We start from the raw sequence: 18,138 nt of genomic DNA, 5'->3' as shown, positions 1-18,138 counted from the left end.
GACGGAATTCCAGCCTTCCTGCTAAAACTCCGTCGCTCTCTCTTATTCTTTCAAGGTTCAGATTAATATTCCATTCTCCACATATAGCGGCGCACACTTAAGTCATGACCTCTCTCATATGCAAATGCGTCTGCCAGGGAACGAAGTACCGCCCCGGCCAGAAGCGGAGCAAAGTACTCTCTCACTTCCTCGTCAATGCCTGTCATATCAAAGGTTTCCGCATCCACCAGCATAATCTTATCGGAATACTTCTGGCAGAAGCTGTAGGCTCTCTCATCGAGCGGTCTCGTTGCGCCGATGCCCTCGATGATGATGAACGGAACATCAAAATCAGTCACTTCAAATGGTCCATGGAAATATTCGCCGGAATGGATTGCGTGGGAATGAATCCACTGCATCTCCATCAGCAGGCAGATGGCAAAGGAGTATGCCTCGCCGTAGCAGGCGCCGCTGCCCATGGTGTAGATCATCTGCTCTCTCTTGTACTTGCTGCCCCACGCCTTAACGGTGTCCGCATACTGAGCTTTCGCCTTCTCGATCGCGTCATTTAAATTCGCTACAGAAGCGATGCCCTTCTCATACTTCTCACATGGATTGACTGCGTTTAAAATGCTGAACATCAGATAGTATAGCACAGCCTTGTTTAAATCGCTTGCATCCGCCTCTTTTCCCCAGTCATAGTGGATCGGATATTCGGCGGCGTTCCATAATGGAGAATCCTCTAAGTGAGATAAGGCGATGGTCAGCGCACCTTTTTCTCTGGCAACCTCCGTTGCCTTTACGGTCTCAGGAGTATTGCCTGAATGGGAACAGGTGATGACTACGGAATCCGGTCCCAATGCCTTTGGAGCTCTGTGAACAAATTCGTTGGAAGAGTAGATGCTGGCCGGAATTGAAATCTCACGGTCAAAGGTGTACTGTGCCGGCATCATGAAAGCCTGGGAACCTCCACACGCTACAAAGTAAAAATGATTAATGACTTCCTTGGCCGCCACTGCTGCCACTGCTGTGTTAATCTGGTCGATGTGCTCTTGTCTCATAATGAATCCTCCACTCGATATTATTATATGTTGTTATATAACGTTATATGATGTGTTTATATAATATACGATTGTAGCATGGATGTCAAGATATATTTGTAAATTATGTTTGATTTTTATTCTTTTTCTTTTTTTCTTATATGCATATTGCTTATAATGAAAGTAATTTATATAAAAAAAGACATACAGACTATGGAAATCCTTTGATTTCAATCATAATCGGTATGTCTATTGACAGCTGCTTCAGAACTCATACTTTACCACGTTTCACAATTTGCAGATTACATTCGTTTTTCTATTCTTGATATAACCTGCTGCTTATTTCCTGTAGCTTTTGCTAAATCCATCTGCGTCATCTTCTGTTCCTTCCATAAAAGGACCAACTCGGCAAGCAGCTTATATTCCGTTCTGCTTTCGTCCCATACTTTTGCAAACTCCGGATTACTCTGTCTTTCTCTATCTATGGTTTCCTTTACATTTAATTCAGTAAATGGCATTGTGTATACCTCCTTCATGATATTAAACTTCGATTTAAAAAACTTCCGAGTTCTTTTGCTCTTACATTTTATCAGGTTTATGATGCAGCAACCAGACTTATCCAAATTAAACAGAAACAGATGGAGCCTTTAAGCTACACTGATCAGAGGGCTTATTAGGGAAAATAACTTTTGACGGTTCAGTTATTATGAAAGAAAAAAAATATATATAAAACATACAGACTATGTCTATTCTTGATCAGTAAAGAAGTATTAAAATGGGAGCCCACTCGTGGCTCCCTTGCTTGGTACAATAGATTCCCCAGCACCCGTCTGGAGAGTATTGTAATAGTATTCTTATGTAGAAATGCAAAAAATATTCATTACTAAAAATATAGGGAACTCACTCGTAGTTCCCTGCTTGAAAAAAAATATAATTACTCCACCCGTGAGTAACTTGCTTGTATTTATATACTAACATGTTAAATGCGTTTTGTCTACTCACCTTTTGAATGTTTTTCTAAAAAACTTTCCAGAGACTGAATATCGGAAAGATGATATTTTGTAAGCAGATCATGATAGCTGTTTAATTGCCCTTTTAGGTCAATAAGCTCCTTTTGAAGTATATCGCGTGTCGTTTTTAGCTTTTCTATGTATTGAAGCTTGTCTTTATAAATGTTTTGTAATGTTTGGTAATAGTGATGAATATCTAAAGATAATGATATGGCGGTATCGACCTGCTTCATTTCATTGGACGTGAGATCTGTAATATAATTACCAAGACGAGCTTTGCTAACACATACAATATTTCCGAGAAGTACATTTCCATCAAGAATAACATTTCCGTTATGATCCAGTTTGTCTGCAATTGGGACAACAACAGGAAGTGTTGAGGCTGTATGGGTAATGGGAGCCACCACGGTATTGGGAGAGGTCTTGTTTGCAGAATTATATTGCAGAACTACACAAGGACGGTTTTTACTTTCCTCACTTCCAACACCAAGACCTAAATTGCATTGATAGACCTGACCACGGAAAACGGTACGCTTTCCAGATGACAGCGCAACCGCGTTTAAGTATAGTTTGTTTTTGAACCAATCGAGATATTGTTGAGTTTTTAATAAATCTATATTTATTTAATTTTTACCTCCGTTATTGGTAAAATCAGTATACCATACTAATCCTAAAACTGCAATCAAACTAAAAAACATTAAATAAATTACATTTGTAAGGAACGTTTAAAAAGACATACAGATTTTCATAATCAGCATGTCTTTCTAAGCACTCACACAATCTTATTTTCTATAACAGCTCTTCCCCGTCAAACACAGCCAGCTGTCCAATCTTCTCCTTCTCCTGCGGCAGAATCACAGCCTCTCCTTCTCCCGCCTCCTTCATAAGCTTGACCAATTTCTCCCCCAGCGCGAGGCATACCTCCTGGTGGGCCCTGGAATGAATCAGATTATGGAGTTCATAAGGATCGTGTTCCAGGTCGTAGAGATACATCTCGGTATACACGCCGCTTCCCTGGTCTAAAACCGGATCCCGGTCAGTGGCCTGAACCGAATACTTCCACCGTTTCGTCCTTATGGCCCGGCCGACCTCCGCCTCGCTGATCTGGATGAGCGCCTCCTTCGGCCACGGAGCTTTCTTTCCGCCCAGCAGAGGCATGAGGGAATGGCCCTGCATGTCCTCCGGAACCGGAATCCCGCATGCATCGAGAAGGGTCGGTGCAACATCGATCAGGCTGACAATCTCCGCAACATTGCCGCCCCCTGTAAATCCCGGTCCGTAAAATGCCATTGGAATGCGGACAGAGCTTTCATGGCAGGAACGCTTATATTCCGCATTCCGCGTCTTGAAATGGCATCCGTGATCGCTGGTGAACAACAGGATGGTGTCCTCCGTCATATGAAGGCTTTCCAGTGCATCCCGGATTCGTCCGAAGGCCTCATCCAGCCGTTTCACCATACCGTAGTATCCGCCCAGGTGCTGCCATGACGTGCCGCCGAGCGCGCCTAAATCCGGCGGCATATAAAGCGGATTGATGGGAGCCCCGCTGTGAGGGGCTGAAAAATCGTCGAAACAATTTTGGAAATGAGGCTCCAAAAAGGACAGGAATAGGAAGAACGGCTTATCCTGGTCCTGATGGCCATCGATGTAGCGGACCGCGGCATCCGTCAGGGCATCAATTCGGTGCCCCGGCAGCTTCACCGGCCGGTTCTCATTGTCATATACAAGGGTATCATACGGTCTGGAGGTAGCCTCCAGGGCATTGGCGCCCAGCCACCAGTCATATCCGCCGCGCTCCTCCTTCTGGACCTCGTGCCGCCCCGACGCCAGATGCCATTTACCGATATAAGCGGTGTCATACCCGGCGTCATGGAAGTAATGGGCCATGGTCCTCTGATCTCTTCCCAGAGGAATCGCGTTCCGGTAATTTCCTGTACAGGTAGCGTATTTTCCAGTCTGCAGCACCGCTCTGGCCGGCCCGCACACCGGCTGGGGCGTAACCGCAGTCGATGCGTACGTCCCCGTAAATGCCACCCGGTCAAAGTTCGGCGTCAATCCGCAGGGATTACCGCCCGCTCCGGTAGTATCCGATCGCTGCTGGTCCGTAAAAAAAACAATCACATTTGGTTTCATAAGCTTCTCCTCTTAACATTTTACAAGACAGTGTTTCTCATAATCAAACCAGGTTCCGTCAAGCATGGGGGCGAGAGTATTGGTGAGACGGATTTCTATCTGATTTTCTCCCTGCCTTAACATCGCTCCGTCCCCGTGCCACGTATACGGGGAAAACGCCCGCACACCGGCGGAAACACCGTTTACTATGATTTCCAGGCATTCATGGCACTGATCCTTCTTATCCAGCTCTAAGTCAAACAATTGTGGAACCGTCTTCACATCAAGCACAGTCCGGAAGGTAAACGTCCCGCTGTAGTAGGGGAATCCCCTGATGTAATCCAGCGTAAACGCCGCAGTCTCCGGTTTCGCAGTGAGTCTTCTGCGGCCTGCTGCCTCCGTCTCACTCACACCGAAGTCTCCATATAAGTAGAGCGGATCCCGGATCCCGTCAGAATCCTTCGTGAGCGTCACTTCCACCGCCAGTTCATTCCAGCCCTTTTTCAGAAATGGGGCTATGTCCGCCATCCTATTGTTCTGATCATTGATAAATACGCTCCGGAATGTCTCAGTAGCGATTTCTTCCCCGTTCAGCGTCATACGCCACGTATCCTTTACCGCGCCCCGGTCCATCAGAAGCGAACACGTCTCCGGCACCGTTTCCACCTCAAAGCCGGTCTTATAGGTCACCGCCAGCGGATAGTGAATCGAAATCTTCTTTGGAATTCCAAAGGCTCCGGTAAACTGATAATCCTCCGGTTTCAGGCAGGACTGGTCGGCACACTGCTCAATAAAGGTCTTCACGGGCACCTCAAACCATTCCTCCCCGTCCCGGGATATTAAAAATTCTTCCAGTCGGAAAATATTGCCGCCTTCGATGGTGACAGGCATCGGATCGGAAGTGTCGATTACCAGCTTTTCCGGCGATTGCTCACTGCTGCGCAGTATACGCCTGCTGCCATAATCGCAGTGATTGACAGATTCGCAGCCTTTAACAGTCTCGCAGCCCTTGCCGCTCTCACCGTCGATACCAACCGCTTCACCCTCCATCCCCTTCTCACCGCACTTTCCAAACCGCAGCATCCGGCTCTCATACGCCCGCAGCGAAACCGCCTCCATCGGAGCCGGAGCCGCCGCCGTCTTCACCTCTCCGGTATCGAGACACAGCTCCCCGTCATACACGCATCCAGCCCGTCTGCACGTGACGGACACTTCCGTATCACGGCCGCCCTGATTTACCAGGAATACGTAATACGCCCCGCCGTCTTCCCTGACAGAGCTGATGATATCTTTTCGCTCCGAATCCCGGGTCTTAATTCCGAAAGATAAGTCGGCCGCCTCCCTGCACCATTCACACCAGGCGCCATCCCGGATCTCTTCGAAGTAACGCCTGTCCTCCCGCTGATTCAGCTCCAGACCGGTCCAGTCAGCCCGTTCCTGCTTCCTGTCGATGACCGCCTCCGGCAGATTTCCCAGGAAAACGATCTTTCCGCCGCAGGCGGCAAACTCCCGGATCTTCTCGCAGGCCGCCGCCTCGATAAAATCGGTGGGCGGTATGACCAGCACACGGTAGGAGGCCCTGCCGATGAGAATCTCGCCGTCCCGGATTTCTGCGTGTTCCAGGATTTCCGTGTCGAGATGTTCATAATCAATCTGGTTAAACAGGAGTTCCTTGCAGACCGCAACCCAGTCCTTTCGCACCTGGTCGCATTTCTGCCGTTCCGCTTCATCCTCTCCCTGGTAGACGAAACCGATAAACGGTTCGCCAAGATACGCCCACAGCGTCGCCGCCGGGTCGAGCACCGCCACATGGATATCGGCTTCCGTGTTCGTCACCCACGTACCGAGCCGCCCCGCGTAATCTGCCAGGAGGCGGTAATGCTTCCAGTACGGATTCTGTAAAAACTGGGAAGGCGGTGCGTCATGCTTCGTAATGCTGTCGATGGTATAATAAAACGCGTGCACGTTGTAAAAGTTAATTCCGCTTGCTCCCAGCCGGTCAAACATCCACTTTGCATCCTGAAGCGTCATGGTCCATCCCAGGCTGTGGAAGCTCTCGATCATGGAAAACTGCTTTCCCAGCTGGCGTGTCAGAGAGCTGACTGCTTTCGCGTTGGAACGGTATTTGCGGATATATTCATCATAGATCCATTCCAGCGGACGGCCCAGCTTCTCATGGGCCGTGTCTCCGCCCACGATCGCGCTGTAGCGCTGCGTGCTCATGCGCATGGAGGGAACCTCTGTGGCGTACTCCAGATGGTGGCTCCCGCACCAGTCCGACACCTGCTTATGGTAGCTCTCCACAAACAGCTTATGGATGGCGTCATAGAGATCATACCGTATGGCATAAGCATTTTCATACGCGGCATTGTGGAGCGCAGGCAAATGTTCCAGAAGATCGTACCCCTTCACCTGCTTAAAGTATTCCGGCAGCCGTTTGGACCACGGGATCGGGCTTAGAAGCCCCACCTCATCGGAAAACATGCCGTAAATCCGGCTTCCAAACTTCTCCCCCATATACTTTTCATACTTCTCATGGGTCGTCTTTAAAAATGTCTGTACCGCTTCCTTCGAACACGGATCGAAAAAGCCTCCGTAATACTTAAACTCGCCGAGGGCCGTCTGGGTATACACTTCCACCCGCCAGCTTCCCGCCGGCAGCGTTCCCTTCAGAATCCGTTCCGGCCGATAGGTGAAAAAACGCTTATTGTTGTATTTCGTCAGACCGGTTGTCTGGTATATCTCTTCCGTCTGAAGATTGCCGGCCAACGCTTCCAGATCCACCGGATGGGCAAAATCCACGCTCCCATCTCCTGCCTGCCCCCCTGCCGGAAATGCCTTCGCATAAAGCAGTCCGCACCATCCCAGATTCATCTCAAATGTACCGCCCTCCGGCAGATTCAGGGACCGGTGGTTTAAAACCATATGCTCCGCTTCGGGATGCTCAAGCAGCACCTCGCCGCCGCTCATACCGCTCGGATAGGGATACTCATCGTAAAGCCACGTCTCAAGGCCGCACCGAACCGCCTCTTCGGCCGCAAAGCTCACCTTTTTAAACCATTCCTCCGACAGATAGGGGACCTTCTGTCCCTGTCTTGCACAGATAAAGGCCCCGCCAAGGCCTTTATCCGACATTTCCTCTATCTGATGTTTTATTTCGTCCTCTGCCATATCGCCGTTCCAGAACCAGAACGGCTTGATACGGCATCGGGCGGGAGGATTTTTAAATTCGTCCAACCAATCCATTTTCTCTCCTCCGCCTCATGGGCTTTTCTGAAAACATCTCTGAAATCTTTGTTCCATTCTTTGATCTATTTAGACTGTAAATACTGGTCGTACTCGGACTTCAGTCTCGTCATCTCAGACGCCCAGTTGTCTAAGTATTCCTGTGCGGTCATGTTGCCGAGAAGCACATTCTGGAATCCTTCCACCAGGGTGTTCTGATGCAGATCATAGTAACCGATTACATTGATCGGAAGCGTAGTCACCGTCGTGCTGGAATCGAGAAGTGCATCTGCGGCCTCCTTAATCGGTCCTGCCTTCTGCACCCACTCGTCCTCCAGGGCTTCCTTGTTGCAGGGAATCTGGCCAATCTGCTCGCTGATGTAGCTGCACGCCTCATGCTGTGCCAGGAAGCTGACGAACTTAAAGGCCTCTGCCGGATGCTTGGAATCCTTGAATACGGATAAGCACATTGCGCCGTTGGATACGATGGTTCTCGTTCCATTAGCAGCATTTAACCGTACCAGTCCGGCAAATCCGTCCTCGCCCAGGGTCTGTACGTGCTGGCCATAAGAGCCAAGGTTATGGAAGATCATTCCCGCGGAACCGGAATCGAACGCCGCATTCATCTCAGCCACCGCATTGGTGATATCGCTTTCCGGTGTGTATACATTGTAAATACTTGCGAATTTCTCAAGCAGCTCCACGTGAGCCGGATCATTGGCCGTGGAATTGCCGTTTTCATCAAACATATCCAGCTGGCCGGAATACTGATACATCATCTGCTCAAACTGCTGGGAGCTTCCGGCGCCGCCGCGGATCGAGAATCCATAGACGCCGTTTGCCTTATCGGTCATCTTCTCTACACAGTCAAACACACCGTCCCAGTCCTCCGGAATCTCACATCCCGATTTGTTCATCAATTCCGTATTATACCATACAACCGGCACAGTTACCATGTGCGCAAGACCATACATCTTGCCGTCTGGAGCCATGCTGCGGATACTTTCGTCGAACTCGGAGAGAGTCTTGTCCTTCTGATCCCATTCTGCAATATAGTCATCCAGCGGAACCAGGGCATCCTGAATCAGGAAATCGCTCATCCAGTACTGGCTGACACCGCCGCAGTCCGGGGCGGTGTGGGACTGGATTGCCACATCGTATTTGGATTTCGCCTGATCGGCGGGAACTGGAACCAGTTTTACCGTGATGTTCGGATTCTCCGCCTCAAAATCTGCGATCAGCTTGTTGAAAATCTCCGTCCTCTTCGTATCCGCGTTCTGATCCCAGTAAGTGATCTCCACCTTCTCTCCCGCTGCTGCCTCGGTGCCCCCGGCCGTCGTCTGAGCCGTTTCCGCTCCCGTCGTGTCCGCAGTTCCCCCGGCTGTGGTGGTACTGGTGCTGTTTCCGCCGCTGCATCCGCTGAGAAGTGCCGCTGTCATAACCCCTGCCATTGTTAATGCTGTAATTCTCTTCCTCATAACTTTACTTCCTCCTGTTTTTTATTATATAATTATTAACCCTTAACACCGCCGGCGCTTAAACCGGTTACAAGATATTTCTGAAGATAGGCGAACAGACATACCGGAATCGACATGGCGATAATCGCGCCGGATGCCATGGCGCCGTACTGAACGCTGAACTCGCCCTGCATCATCTTTAAGCCGATGGGCACCGTATATTTCGCCGGATCGTTTAAGAACATCAGGCTGAACAGGAACTCATTCCAGCAGGCGATAAATGCGAACGCCGCCACCGTAATGATTCCGGGTACCAGCATGGGAAGCACGATTTTCACCACTCCCTTAAACCGGCTGCACCCGTCCACCATGGCCGCTTCCTCCAGTTCAAAGGGGATTCCCTCGATGAAGCCTTTCATCAGAATCGCATTGAACGGAATATGGAAGGTGATATTTACCAGCACGATGGCCGTCTTCGTTCCCACGAGTCCGACTCCCTGGAAAATGTTGAACAGCGGAACGAGAAGCACCGCCGCCGGTATAAACTGGCTGGCCAGCAGAAAGCCCATAAACAGCTTTTTTCCCTTGAATTTATATCTCGTCAGCGCATATCCCACCATAATGGACAGGACCACGATGATCGACACCGACACGATGCTGATCTGAAGGCTGTTTGCAAAATACTGGCTGAATCCGGCGTGAACCCATACGTTCGCAAAGTTGTTCAGGGACGGCGACCGCGGGATATACTGAATCGGCGTGCTGACAATGTCGGCCTCACTCTTTAACGATGTGATAAAGGACCAGTAAATCGGAAACACCACATACACGTTGATCAGAAGCAGCGGAAGCCACCGCAGGAATATAATATCTCTTTTCTTCTCCTTCATGGTTATGCCTCCTCCTTTCCAAATCCGGACAGTTTCATATAAATCACCGCAATAACGGCCAGAATCGCAAAGCTGACAACAGAGAGCGCCGAACCGTATCCATAGTTGCTCGTCTTGATGGCCTGATTGGCAATCAGCATGCTGAGCGTGGTCGTCTTACCCACCGGACCGCCGCCGGTCAGGCTGTAGATTAAGTCCACACTGTTGAATTCCCAGATGGTGCGGAGCAGAGTCGTCAGCACAATGGTATTCTTAAGCATCGGAAGCGTGATAAAGCGGAACGTCTGAAACTTCGTGCTGCCGTCCACTCTTGCCGCCTCGTATATATCATCTGGAAGCCCCTGCATCGCCGCCAGAAGGCTGATGGCAAAGAAAGGAATGCCTCTCCATAATTCCGCCACAATGACGGAACCAAGTACGAATTTCGTGTTCGCCAGCCAGGCGATGGGTTCCTTGATAATCCCCAGTTTCGCCAAAAGATCATTGAGTACTCCGAAATGCTGGTTGAACATGATACTCCATAAAACAGCGGTCAGTACTCCGGATAAAGCCCATGGAATAAATGTAAGGGCACGGAAGAATCCCCTTCCTTTAAACTTCTGATTTAAGATCAGTGCCACAATCATGCCGAAGATCAGCTGAAGTACCACCTCACATGCTACGAACTTTGCGGAAACGCCCAGTGCATTGTAGAACTCTTTCTTTGTAAAGATCGTAATAAAATTATCGAGTCCCGCAAACCCGTTGGTAAACGGTTTCGTCGGATTATAATGCTGGAAGCTTAAGTAGAAAACCTTTCCCAATGGATAAATCATGATGAGCCCCATCAAAAGGCATGCCGGTAATATGAGAATATATGGAGCAAAATTAAACTTTTCCTTTTTCACAATCTCTTCCCCTTTCTTTTTGTTCATGTAAGCGCTTAACTTCATGTTTCTATTTAACCACATCAGCCTTCACGGGTAAATAAAGTATCTTTCGTGAAAATTATAATATCTTTAGGTTTTGTTGACAAACTTATCAAAACTATATATGGTAAAGGAAACACATACAAAAACCGTATTTCTATCGAATGATAAGGGGGAATCACTCGTGAAGAAACATTTTTTTTCACTGTCAATCAGAAGTCTTATGCTGCTGTTCTGCCTGCCGTTTGTCCTTCTGGTACTCCTCTCGTGCAGCTATTTCTACCGCGCCGGCAAAGAAGAGATCACAGACTTGATTCAGGCGAACGCGGTCGCCATCATCGGTCAGACGAGCGACACCTTGGAACAGAAGATCGCCGCGGTAAGCAATCTTCCCACCACGATTACGGCTTCATCCTATTATTACAAGCTGCGGAAAAACATTCTGGCGGACCGGGAACCTATCTCGGCGGAAAATTACCGTGGCTTCTCCAACGCAGTCCATGATTTTCTCGTCATGAATTCCTCCTACTTTAACTCCGTATTTCTATTTCTTGACGACTATACCGTCAGTATGTTCCGTTCCAATACCGGAGAGCAGCTGCGGCGATCCAATTTCTGTTACGAGGATTTCTCAGAAGTTTACCCGCCATACTCCCTGCACTGGATTACCAGTGCTTCAGAGCCATATCCCTACTCCACGTTCAGCGGACGCCTGCCTGCGGCCTCGCTTATGGAGGTCCTGGGTTCTCCTGATTCCACCGTACACGGAGTTATGGTGTTCGGCATCGATGACAGGCTGTTCACCACCTCACTGATCAACTGCAAAATCACTGCCTCCTCATGCGTAACCCTCGTAAAAGATGGAAAGCTGCAGTTTTTCTCCTCCGAGCTCTTCGGAACCGACACATTGGAGAAGCTGTCGGAAGAGGATTTACACGCCATCTCAGCCCTGACCGGCGATGCGGTGCCAGAGACGACCATCACGCGGCAGCTGGGTGAAAACTACGTCATCTACCGCCCGCTGGCCTATGAAAATATGGGGGTACTGGCCGTTATCCCCATGGAAGAAATGTACATGAATTACCACCGATTCTCCGACGTCGCAATAAAATTCAGCCTTCTCCTGCTCACCGTCTGCCTCGCCCTCTATTTTACCGTTACCAACCTGCTGACCCGTCCCATCAGTTCTCTCATGGAGCAGCTGAACTACGTCTCAGAAAACCACTTAGATACAGCGATAACCGCATGGGGAGGCAAGGAAATCAATCAGATCTGCAAGGGAATCAACCACACGATCGGCCGGATCAAGCTGCTGATGAAAAATCTGGAGTTTGAAATGCTCGCCAAACAGGATGCGGAGCTACAGGCCCTGTACTTTCAGATCAATCCTCATTTTCTCTACAATGCGCTGGACTGCGTTCACCAGCTGTGCGATTTGGGTGAGGTGGAAAAAGCCGGACAGATGGTGGATCAGCTGGCCGCATTTTACCGTATCGGCGTCAGCAAGGGCATGGTGGCGATTTCTCTGAGAGATGAACTGACTCATGTGGAGATGTATCTGGCTATTTTAAAGACGCGCTTCGAAGATTTCCAGTATGAGATCTCTGTCGCCGCCGAATACTGGGACTGTTCCATCATCAAGCTGGTGCTGCAGCCCATCGTGGAAAATGCGGTTTATCATGGACTTCGGCCCTGCCGGACCGATGGAACCATAAGGATCTCCGCAGAAAAAGAGGGCAGCTGTCTTCTGATCCGCATAAGCGATGACGGAGGCGGCATCCCCGACCGGCTTCTCGAAGATATCCGGGCTTCCTTATACTGTTCCATGTCAGAAAAGCCCGCTCATATCTACGGAATTAAAAATGTACACGACCGTCTTCAGCTTACCTATGGCTTTGGCTATGGTCTCACCATCGACAGCGTTCTGGAAGAAGGCACGACGGTGACACTGAGAATTCCCTATCAGGCCCTAAGCCAGAAACAGGGCACCCAAAACACGGAAGCGCCCCGTCTGAATCGATGATCTTGGAAAAAACCGGAAGGATTGATAAAAATGTTGAAAATACTGTTTGTAGACGACGACGCAGTCGCAAGAAGAAATATGGCTCAAAGAATTGACTGGAATGATTTGGGATGGGACCTGGTCTATACCGCGCGTGATGGTGTGGATGCCCTGGAATATATGAAGGAGAACCGACCGGACATCATCATATCCGATATTAAGATGCCCATCATGGATGGAATTGAGATGGCGAAAATCGCCAGAGACTACTATCCGGATCTGTTTTTCATCTTTCTTTCCGGATATAAGGAATTTGAATATGCCAAGCAGGCTCTGGCCCTGGATGCCATCGATTATCTAAACAAGCCCATCGATAACAGCCAGCTGCTTGATGTTCTCCGGAGGGCCGAGAAAAAATGTATCCGTGCCAGGGAGGTCAACCAAATATTAAATGAAAAATACCCCCTGATCCGGCGCCAGTACATTTCCAAACTGATGTATGAAAATTTCCGTGAGGCAGACGATGCAATCTTCCGCGCATTTGACATCAACATCACCGGCGGTCTCGGAATGGTCTTATTCATGGATTTCGGAAAAGATGCTCCGCCAGACACGGCGGCGTGCCAGGAATACTTGCAGACACTGTGCAATACGCTGACGCGCCAGTACTATGGAAGCCTTTTCATCTGCATGGACAATCTTCAGCTGTTTATTATCTATACCATGCCGGACTGCAAGGAGAAGAACCGCTTCTTAACCAGTATGGAGGAACTGAAGAAGTATATCAACAGCTGTCTAAAGCGGGATCTGCTCCTGGAAGGCATCTTTTACCAGGGAAGCGTCATGCAGGAATTAAACGATTTGTACGCCTCCTGCCAGGCAGCTATGCAGTCTAAAAACAGCGAGACCTACACGCTTCTGTCCAAAATCAGGTGTTATATCGAAAAGAACTACCAGAATCCTGATTTGAGCCTGGTCATGATCGCCCGTCATTTTAATGTCAACCACTGCTACTTAACGAGTCTCTACAAGGACCAGTTCGGTATCAATCTATACGACTATCTGATTTCTGTGCGTATGGAAAAAGCCGGTGAGCTGCTCCGGACTACCGATATGAAAAGCTACGAGGTGGCCGAGGCCACCGGCTACCGCAACAGCCAGTATTTCAGCGCCAGCTTTAAGAAGTACTACGGATGTACGGTGAAGGAATATAAGCGTAGGAGCGCTGCCTGTTCCTACTCATGATTCTTCTGTACCAGCCGGAACAGGGAATCCATAATAAAGACAGCCATTGCGATAGCCGCAGCAGACCGCCCCTACGAAGCCGGCTCGCTCACGGCTCCTCCCTGTACTCAGTGTTCATAAAAATAATAAAGGCAAACCAAATGGTTTGCCTAAAAATAATTAAATCTTACATTATAAATAATAATATAATATAAATAATAATATAGTATGTGCTTTAATGAATAAACTATACCACCATATCCTTCTAATGTCAAGTTCTTATGGTTTAAGCCAAATACTATCAGCTCTTGCTATAAGATGAGCATTATTATATGCCATATCTAAAGTCAAACAAGTATGTCCTAAATATTGATTCCCAGTCTCATTTTTACTCACAACCAAAGCCAGATCCGGTACATTTTCATTTATTAAGCAAACTGGAATTAAAAGTTGTATTTTGCCCTTATAAACTGAGGAACTGCTGTTTTATAATTTGCATTTATCATCTGTTTAGCTCTTTTTATTGCCCCGTCAAAAAGAAGTGTCTTGTTAGAGCTTTCCCTTACACTTTCAGGAATCCTCAAAAAATTTTCAGGATCACTAAAAATATGTGAATATTGAGGAATAATTTCACAATTTGTATCAAAAACCAATTCTGATGGATTAGTAAAATAATTAGCCCGTTGTGGGCGCTCTGTCACACCCATATTAGAAATCTGATAAGATGTATAAAATCCGTCTAAGAACCATTTTTGTTTATTCTTATTTTGGTTTTCAATGAAATAAGCTTAAATTTCTTCATAAAAGTTTGTATATAATCCCGTATTAAACAAACAATAGTTTGAGCCTTCAATTACTTTCTTTTCCTCAAACACTTTTTCCAGCGTGTGGTCTACATAATTCTTCAATATAACATTATCAGAGTTTAAACCAAAACTCCACTTTTCAGGACACAAATTACTTAATGAATTAATTTTCTTATCATAATCAAAACAAAAAGCAAATTGAAATAGTTTCATCGTTACCTCCCCCTTCCCCTGTAAAATAACTTAAGCTTGTCAAATGGTACGCTTTCCAGCTGACAGCGCTGTCGCGTTTAAGTACAGTTTGTTCTTGAACCAATCGAGATATTGCGGAGTTTTTAATAAATCTATATTCATTTAATTTTTACTTCTATTGTTGGTAAAACCAGTATACCATACCAACCCTAAAACTGCAATCAGCTTGTTGAAAATCTTCATCTTTTTAACCTGGAAAATGCAGCGTCCCCCAGACCGGCGGTGTGATGACGGAGATCACCTCTGTGTAATCATCATCATCATTGATGCAGGTGTGGGGGAAATCTTCTTTGATAATAGTCGTATCTCCCTCCCGCAGCACGATCGTCTCCTCACCGACCACCACCTTAAGCGTTCCTTTGACGACCAGAAGCGTCTCCTCGGAATGGTGGACGATGGGTATTTCCGAATCTCTGGAATGTGGTTCGAGTGTGGCTTTTATCATCAGCGCTTTGGGTGAAAAATTCTGTGAGGAAAATGGCGTCAGGAACTCGTATTCCACACTGTTTTTCCTGACATGGGCAGTCATGCGTTCTTCCCTGCGTATGGTAAGGCTGGAATCATTCTTATGATCGTCCAGCAGCACATACACCGGAACATCAAATTCACCTGCGATTTTCCGCAGAGAAGACAGCGACGGTTCTGTCTCCCCCCGTTCCACCTGGGAAATATATCCGATGGAAAGGCCTGTCCGCTCCGCCAGCTCCTTCATGGTAAGCTTCTGTTTTTTTCTATATTCTCTGATATTTGTACCTAACATTTAAAGCTCCTTTTTTCTGATTATTCTATCATAGCGTGTCTCAGATACTTTCGCAAGATTTTTACTGATTATTTCCTGTTTTTCATGACGAAATGTCCAGAAATGGTTGACCGCTATTTTAAGCTATAGTAAAATTATTTTATATTATAACGCGAAAATTATGATATAGCCATAATATAAGGAGGATAATCATGAAGATTACTGGTATGAAAATTGAAAAAGTACAGATTCCGCTGAAGGAACCGTTCAAGGTGGCCTTTGCTACCGTCAGCAGCCTGGAGAGTGTACTGATCGGAGTAACTACAGAGGACGGACTCACAGGCTACGGGGAGGCAGCGCCCTTTGCTCCTGTCACCGGCGAGACCATCGATGGCGTCATTGCTGTCCTGGAAATCTTTAAGCAGGGACTGATGGGTATGAACCCCATGGATATCGAAGCCATTCATGCCATGATGGACAACGTGATCGTGGGAAACGGAGCGGCAAAATGTGCCGTGGACTTAGCGATGTACGATCTGATGGGGAAATCCATGGGACAGCCTGTTTACAAGCTGCTTGGAGGCTGCGGAAACGTGGTGCAGAACGATATCACCATCGGCATCACCAGCCCGGAAGCCATGGCAGCCGAAGCGAAGAGGCTTGTCTGTACGGAAGGATACCGCATTCTGAAAATCAAGGCAGGAATCGACTATAAAGAAGATATCCGTGCTATGAAGCTCATCCGCGAAGCCGTGGGCCCTGCAGTCCGCCTCCGTGTTGATGCAAACCAGGGATACAGCGTATCAAGCGCCGTCTGCGCACTGGAAGGTTTTAAGGAGTATGGAATCGAAGCCGTCGAACAGTGTCTGCCGCACTGGGATATGGAAGGTTCCGCTTATATCCGCAAAAAAACAGGCGGAATCCAGATTATGCTGGACGAATCCATCCATGGACCGGTGGATGCGGCCAGAGCCTGCCGGCTGGAGGCAGCCGATATTCTCAACATCAAGCTGATGAAATGCGGCGGCCTGTATCCTGCTGCCAAGATCAATGCTATCGCCGAAGCCAACGGAGTCACCTGTATGGTAGGCTGTATGCTGGAAACCAAGCTGGCCATTACCGCCGGTCTGAGTCTGGTCGCCGCTAAGAAAAATGTGACCGAAGCTGACTGTGACAGCTTCCTGTACTATAAAGAGAATCCGGTCGAGGGCGGGTTTATCCAGGATAAGGATACGTTCACACTGTTGGATGAGCCGGGATTTGGCATAACCTTTAACATGTAAACCGAGATAATACAAATTCTAACGAAAGAGGTATGAGTATGCAGTTCCCGATTTTTCAAACAACCGACGAATTATTGACAGTTATACTGGTAATGGTGGCATTTTCCCTGTGGGTACAGCGTTTTAAGGCATTTAAATACGTGGGCCCGGCGCTTACAGTTATCGTTATCGGACTTGCGCTTGTAAACCTGCACATTGTTCCGGGATATCAGGACGTATACGGTGTCATCATTACATACTGCGTCCCGATGTCCATCTCGATCTATCTGCTGAATATCAATTTAAAAGAGCTGGCCAAGCTTTCCGGAAAGGCGCTGGTGGCTCTGGTCTGCGCCGTATTCAGTGTCTGCCTTATGGCTACGGTGTTCGGTGTCATATTTGGAAACAAGATGTTTGAAGGCTGGAAGATTGCCGGAATGTTCGTAGGCACCTACACCGGCGGAAGTTCCAACTTAACAGCGATCGCAGTCGGACTTGATGCGGCCAATGAGACCATCGCTGCCGCTAATGCGGCGGATTATGTTATCGGTATGCCGACCCTGTTTTTGATGTTTGCCGCCCCGGCCCTGTTCCAGAATGTGAAATATTTAAAGAAGATCTGGCCCTACCATCTCTCGGATGAGGACCGCATCGGCGACGGTGACGAGCCTGTGCTGATGGCTGAACAGAAATGGAGTATCCAGGATATCGCATGGCTCCTGGCCATCGCGGTTACCATAGTTACCATCGCCACCAAACTGTCGGCACTTCTGCCCTCCTCCATCGCAAGCGCAGGCAGAATCCTGCTGATCTCCACGATTTCCATCGCGGCCGCCCAGATTCCAGCCGTAGGAAAACTGAGAGGGAATTTGAATCTGGGGCTGTTTTTCGGGTTAATGTACTTATCCATCATCGGCTTCAGCGTAGATCTTGTCTCCTTCTTCGGCTCCACCATGACGATCACGCTCTTCTGCTTCTGTGTTATCGTCGGAAGCATCGCGCTTCACTTATTCCTTTCCAGACTGTTTAAGGTTCCTTACGAATACGTAATTCTGGGAATCACCGGTGCAATTGCCGACGGTACCACTGCATCTTTAGTCGCCTCCAGCGCCAAATGGAACCGGCTTGTCAGCGTCGGGCTGATCATGGGTGTAATCGGCGGCGTCTGTGGAAACTATGTGGGCATTATGGTTGCTTATCTGATCAAATTTTTCATTGGCGCATAAACAAGG

At 48.1% G+C, this 18,138-nt stretch carries 13 protein-coding genes and 1 pseudogene; 4 read left to right on the top strand and 10 right to left on the bottom strand.

The annotated features are described in order from the left end of the window. Positions 1-62: 62 nt before the first annotated feature. The 8 genes from H8S75_RS29735 to H8S75_RS29700 form a co-directional block, all read right to left on the bottom strand. Positions 63-1,040 (bottom strand): SIS domain-containing protein, encoded by a 978-nt coding sequence (locus tag H8S75_RS29735; protein ID WP_187024597.1) that lies wholly within the window; start codon positions 1,038-1,040, stop codon positions 63-65. Between the two features lie 281 nt (positions 1,041-1,321). Next, positions 1,322-1,537 carry a helix-turn-helix domain-containing protein gene (locus H8S75_RS29730; protein ID WP_187024596.1) on the bottom strand — a complete coding sequence of 72 codons (216 nt, stop codon included), beginning with the start codon at positions 1,535-1,537 and terminating at the stop codon, positions 1,322-1,324. 476 nt (positions 1,538-2,013) lie between these two features. Beyond that, positions 2,014-2,577: a type II toxin-antitoxin system PemK/MazF family toxin gene (locus H8S75_RS29725; protein ID WP_207729249.1), complete on the bottom strand. Its 564-nt coding sequence runs from the start codon at positions 2,575-2,577 to the stop codon at positions 2,014-2,016. Between the two features lie 241 nt (positions 2,578-2,818). Then, positions 2,819-4,162, bottom strand: a complete 1,344-nt coding sequence (locus tag H8S75_RS29720) for a sulfatase family protein (protein ID WP_187024595.1) — start codon at positions 4,160-4,162, stop codon at positions 2,819-2,821. A gap of 12 nt (positions 4,163-4,174) precedes the next feature. Then, on the bottom strand, positions 4,175-7,387 hold the full coding sequence (locus H8S75_RS29715) for a glycosyl hydrolase (protein ID WP_187024594.1): 3,213 nt from the start codon (positions 7,385-7,387) through the stop codon (positions 4,175-4,177). Positions 7,388-7,452: 65 nt separating this feature from the next. Then, positions 7,453-8,844, bottom strand: coding sequence for an ABC transporter substrate-binding protein (locus tag H8S75_RS29710; protein ID WP_187024593.1), 1,392 nt, complete (start codon positions 8,842-8,844; stop codon positions 7,453-7,455). Positions 8,845-8,879: 35 nt separating this feature from the next. Then, the gene (locus H8S75_RS29705) at positions 8,880-9,713 is read right to left on the bottom strand and encodes a carbohydrate ABC transporter permease (RefSeq protein WP_002602231.1); all 834 of its coding nucleotides are present in this window, start codon (positions 9,711-9,713) and stop codon (positions 8,880-8,882) included. Positions 9,714-9,715: 2 nt separating this feature from the next. Continuing rightward, positions 9,716-10,528: a carbohydrate ABC transporter permease gene (locus tag H8S75_RS29700; protein ID WP_242840534.1), complete on the bottom strand. Its 813-nt coding sequence runs from the start codon at positions 10,526-10,528 to the stop codon at positions 9,716-9,718. A 277-nt stretch (positions 10,529-10,805) separates the two neighbouring features. On the opposite strand from H8S75_RS29700, the gene H8S75_RS33490 reads away from it, so the two are divergent. Next, positions 10,806-12,644: a sensor histidine kinase gene (locus H8S75_RS33490; protein WP_187024591.1), complete on the top strand. Its 1,839-nt coding sequence runs from the start codon at positions 10,806-10,808 to the stop codon at positions 12,642-12,644. A gap of 30 nt (positions 12,645-12,674) precedes the next feature. Continuing rightward, positions 12,675-13,868 carry a response regulator transcription factor gene (locus H8S75_RS29690; protein WP_187024590.1) on the top strand — a complete coding sequence of 398 codons (1,194 nt, stop codon included), beginning with the start codon at positions 12,675-12,677 and terminating at the stop codon, positions 13,866-13,868. A gap of 258 nt (positions 13,869-14,126) precedes the next feature. Here H8S75_RS29690 and H8S75_RS29685 read toward each other — a convergent pair. Together H8S75_RS29685 and H8S75_RS29680 are read right to left on the bottom strand one after the other, a co-directional pair. Continuing rightward, a pseudogene (locus tag H8S75_RS29685) lies at positions 14,127-14,866 on the bottom strand (DUF3825 domain-containing protein). Positions 14,867-15,092: 226 nt separating this feature from the next. Then, a complete protein-coding gene (locus H8S75_RS29680; RefSeq protein WP_187024589.1) occupies positions 15,093-15,665 on the bottom strand; it encodes a helix-turn-helix domain-containing protein in 573 nt (190 codons plus the stop codon). 191 nt (positions 15,666-15,856) lie between these two features. Here H8S75_RS29680 and H8S75_RS29675 point away from each other — a divergent pair, with 191 nt between their 5' ends. Further along, complete coding sequence (locus H8S75_RS29675) at positions 15,857-16,927, top strand: mandelate racemase/muconate lactonizing enzyme family protein (protein WP_187024588.1); 1,071 nt, start codon at positions 15,857-15,859, stop codon at positions 16,925-16,927. A 38-nt stretch (positions 16,928-16,965) separates the two neighbouring features. Further along, positions 16,966-18,132: a DUF819 family protein gene (locus H8S75_RS29670; protein WP_187024587.1), complete on the top strand. Its 1,167-nt coding sequence runs from the start codon at positions 16,966-16,968 to the stop codon at positions 18,130-18,132. Positions 18,133-18,138: the final 6 nt, after the last annotated feature.

This window comes from Hungatella hominis (genome assembly GCF_014288005.1).
In the GTDB taxonomy this organism is placed as follows: Bacteria; Bacillota; Clostridia; order Lachnospirales; family Lachnospiraceae; genus Hungatella; species Hungatella effluvii.
Note: the sequence above shows the minus strand (reverse complement) of the source record. Positions and strands in the feature narration are given on the sequence as shown.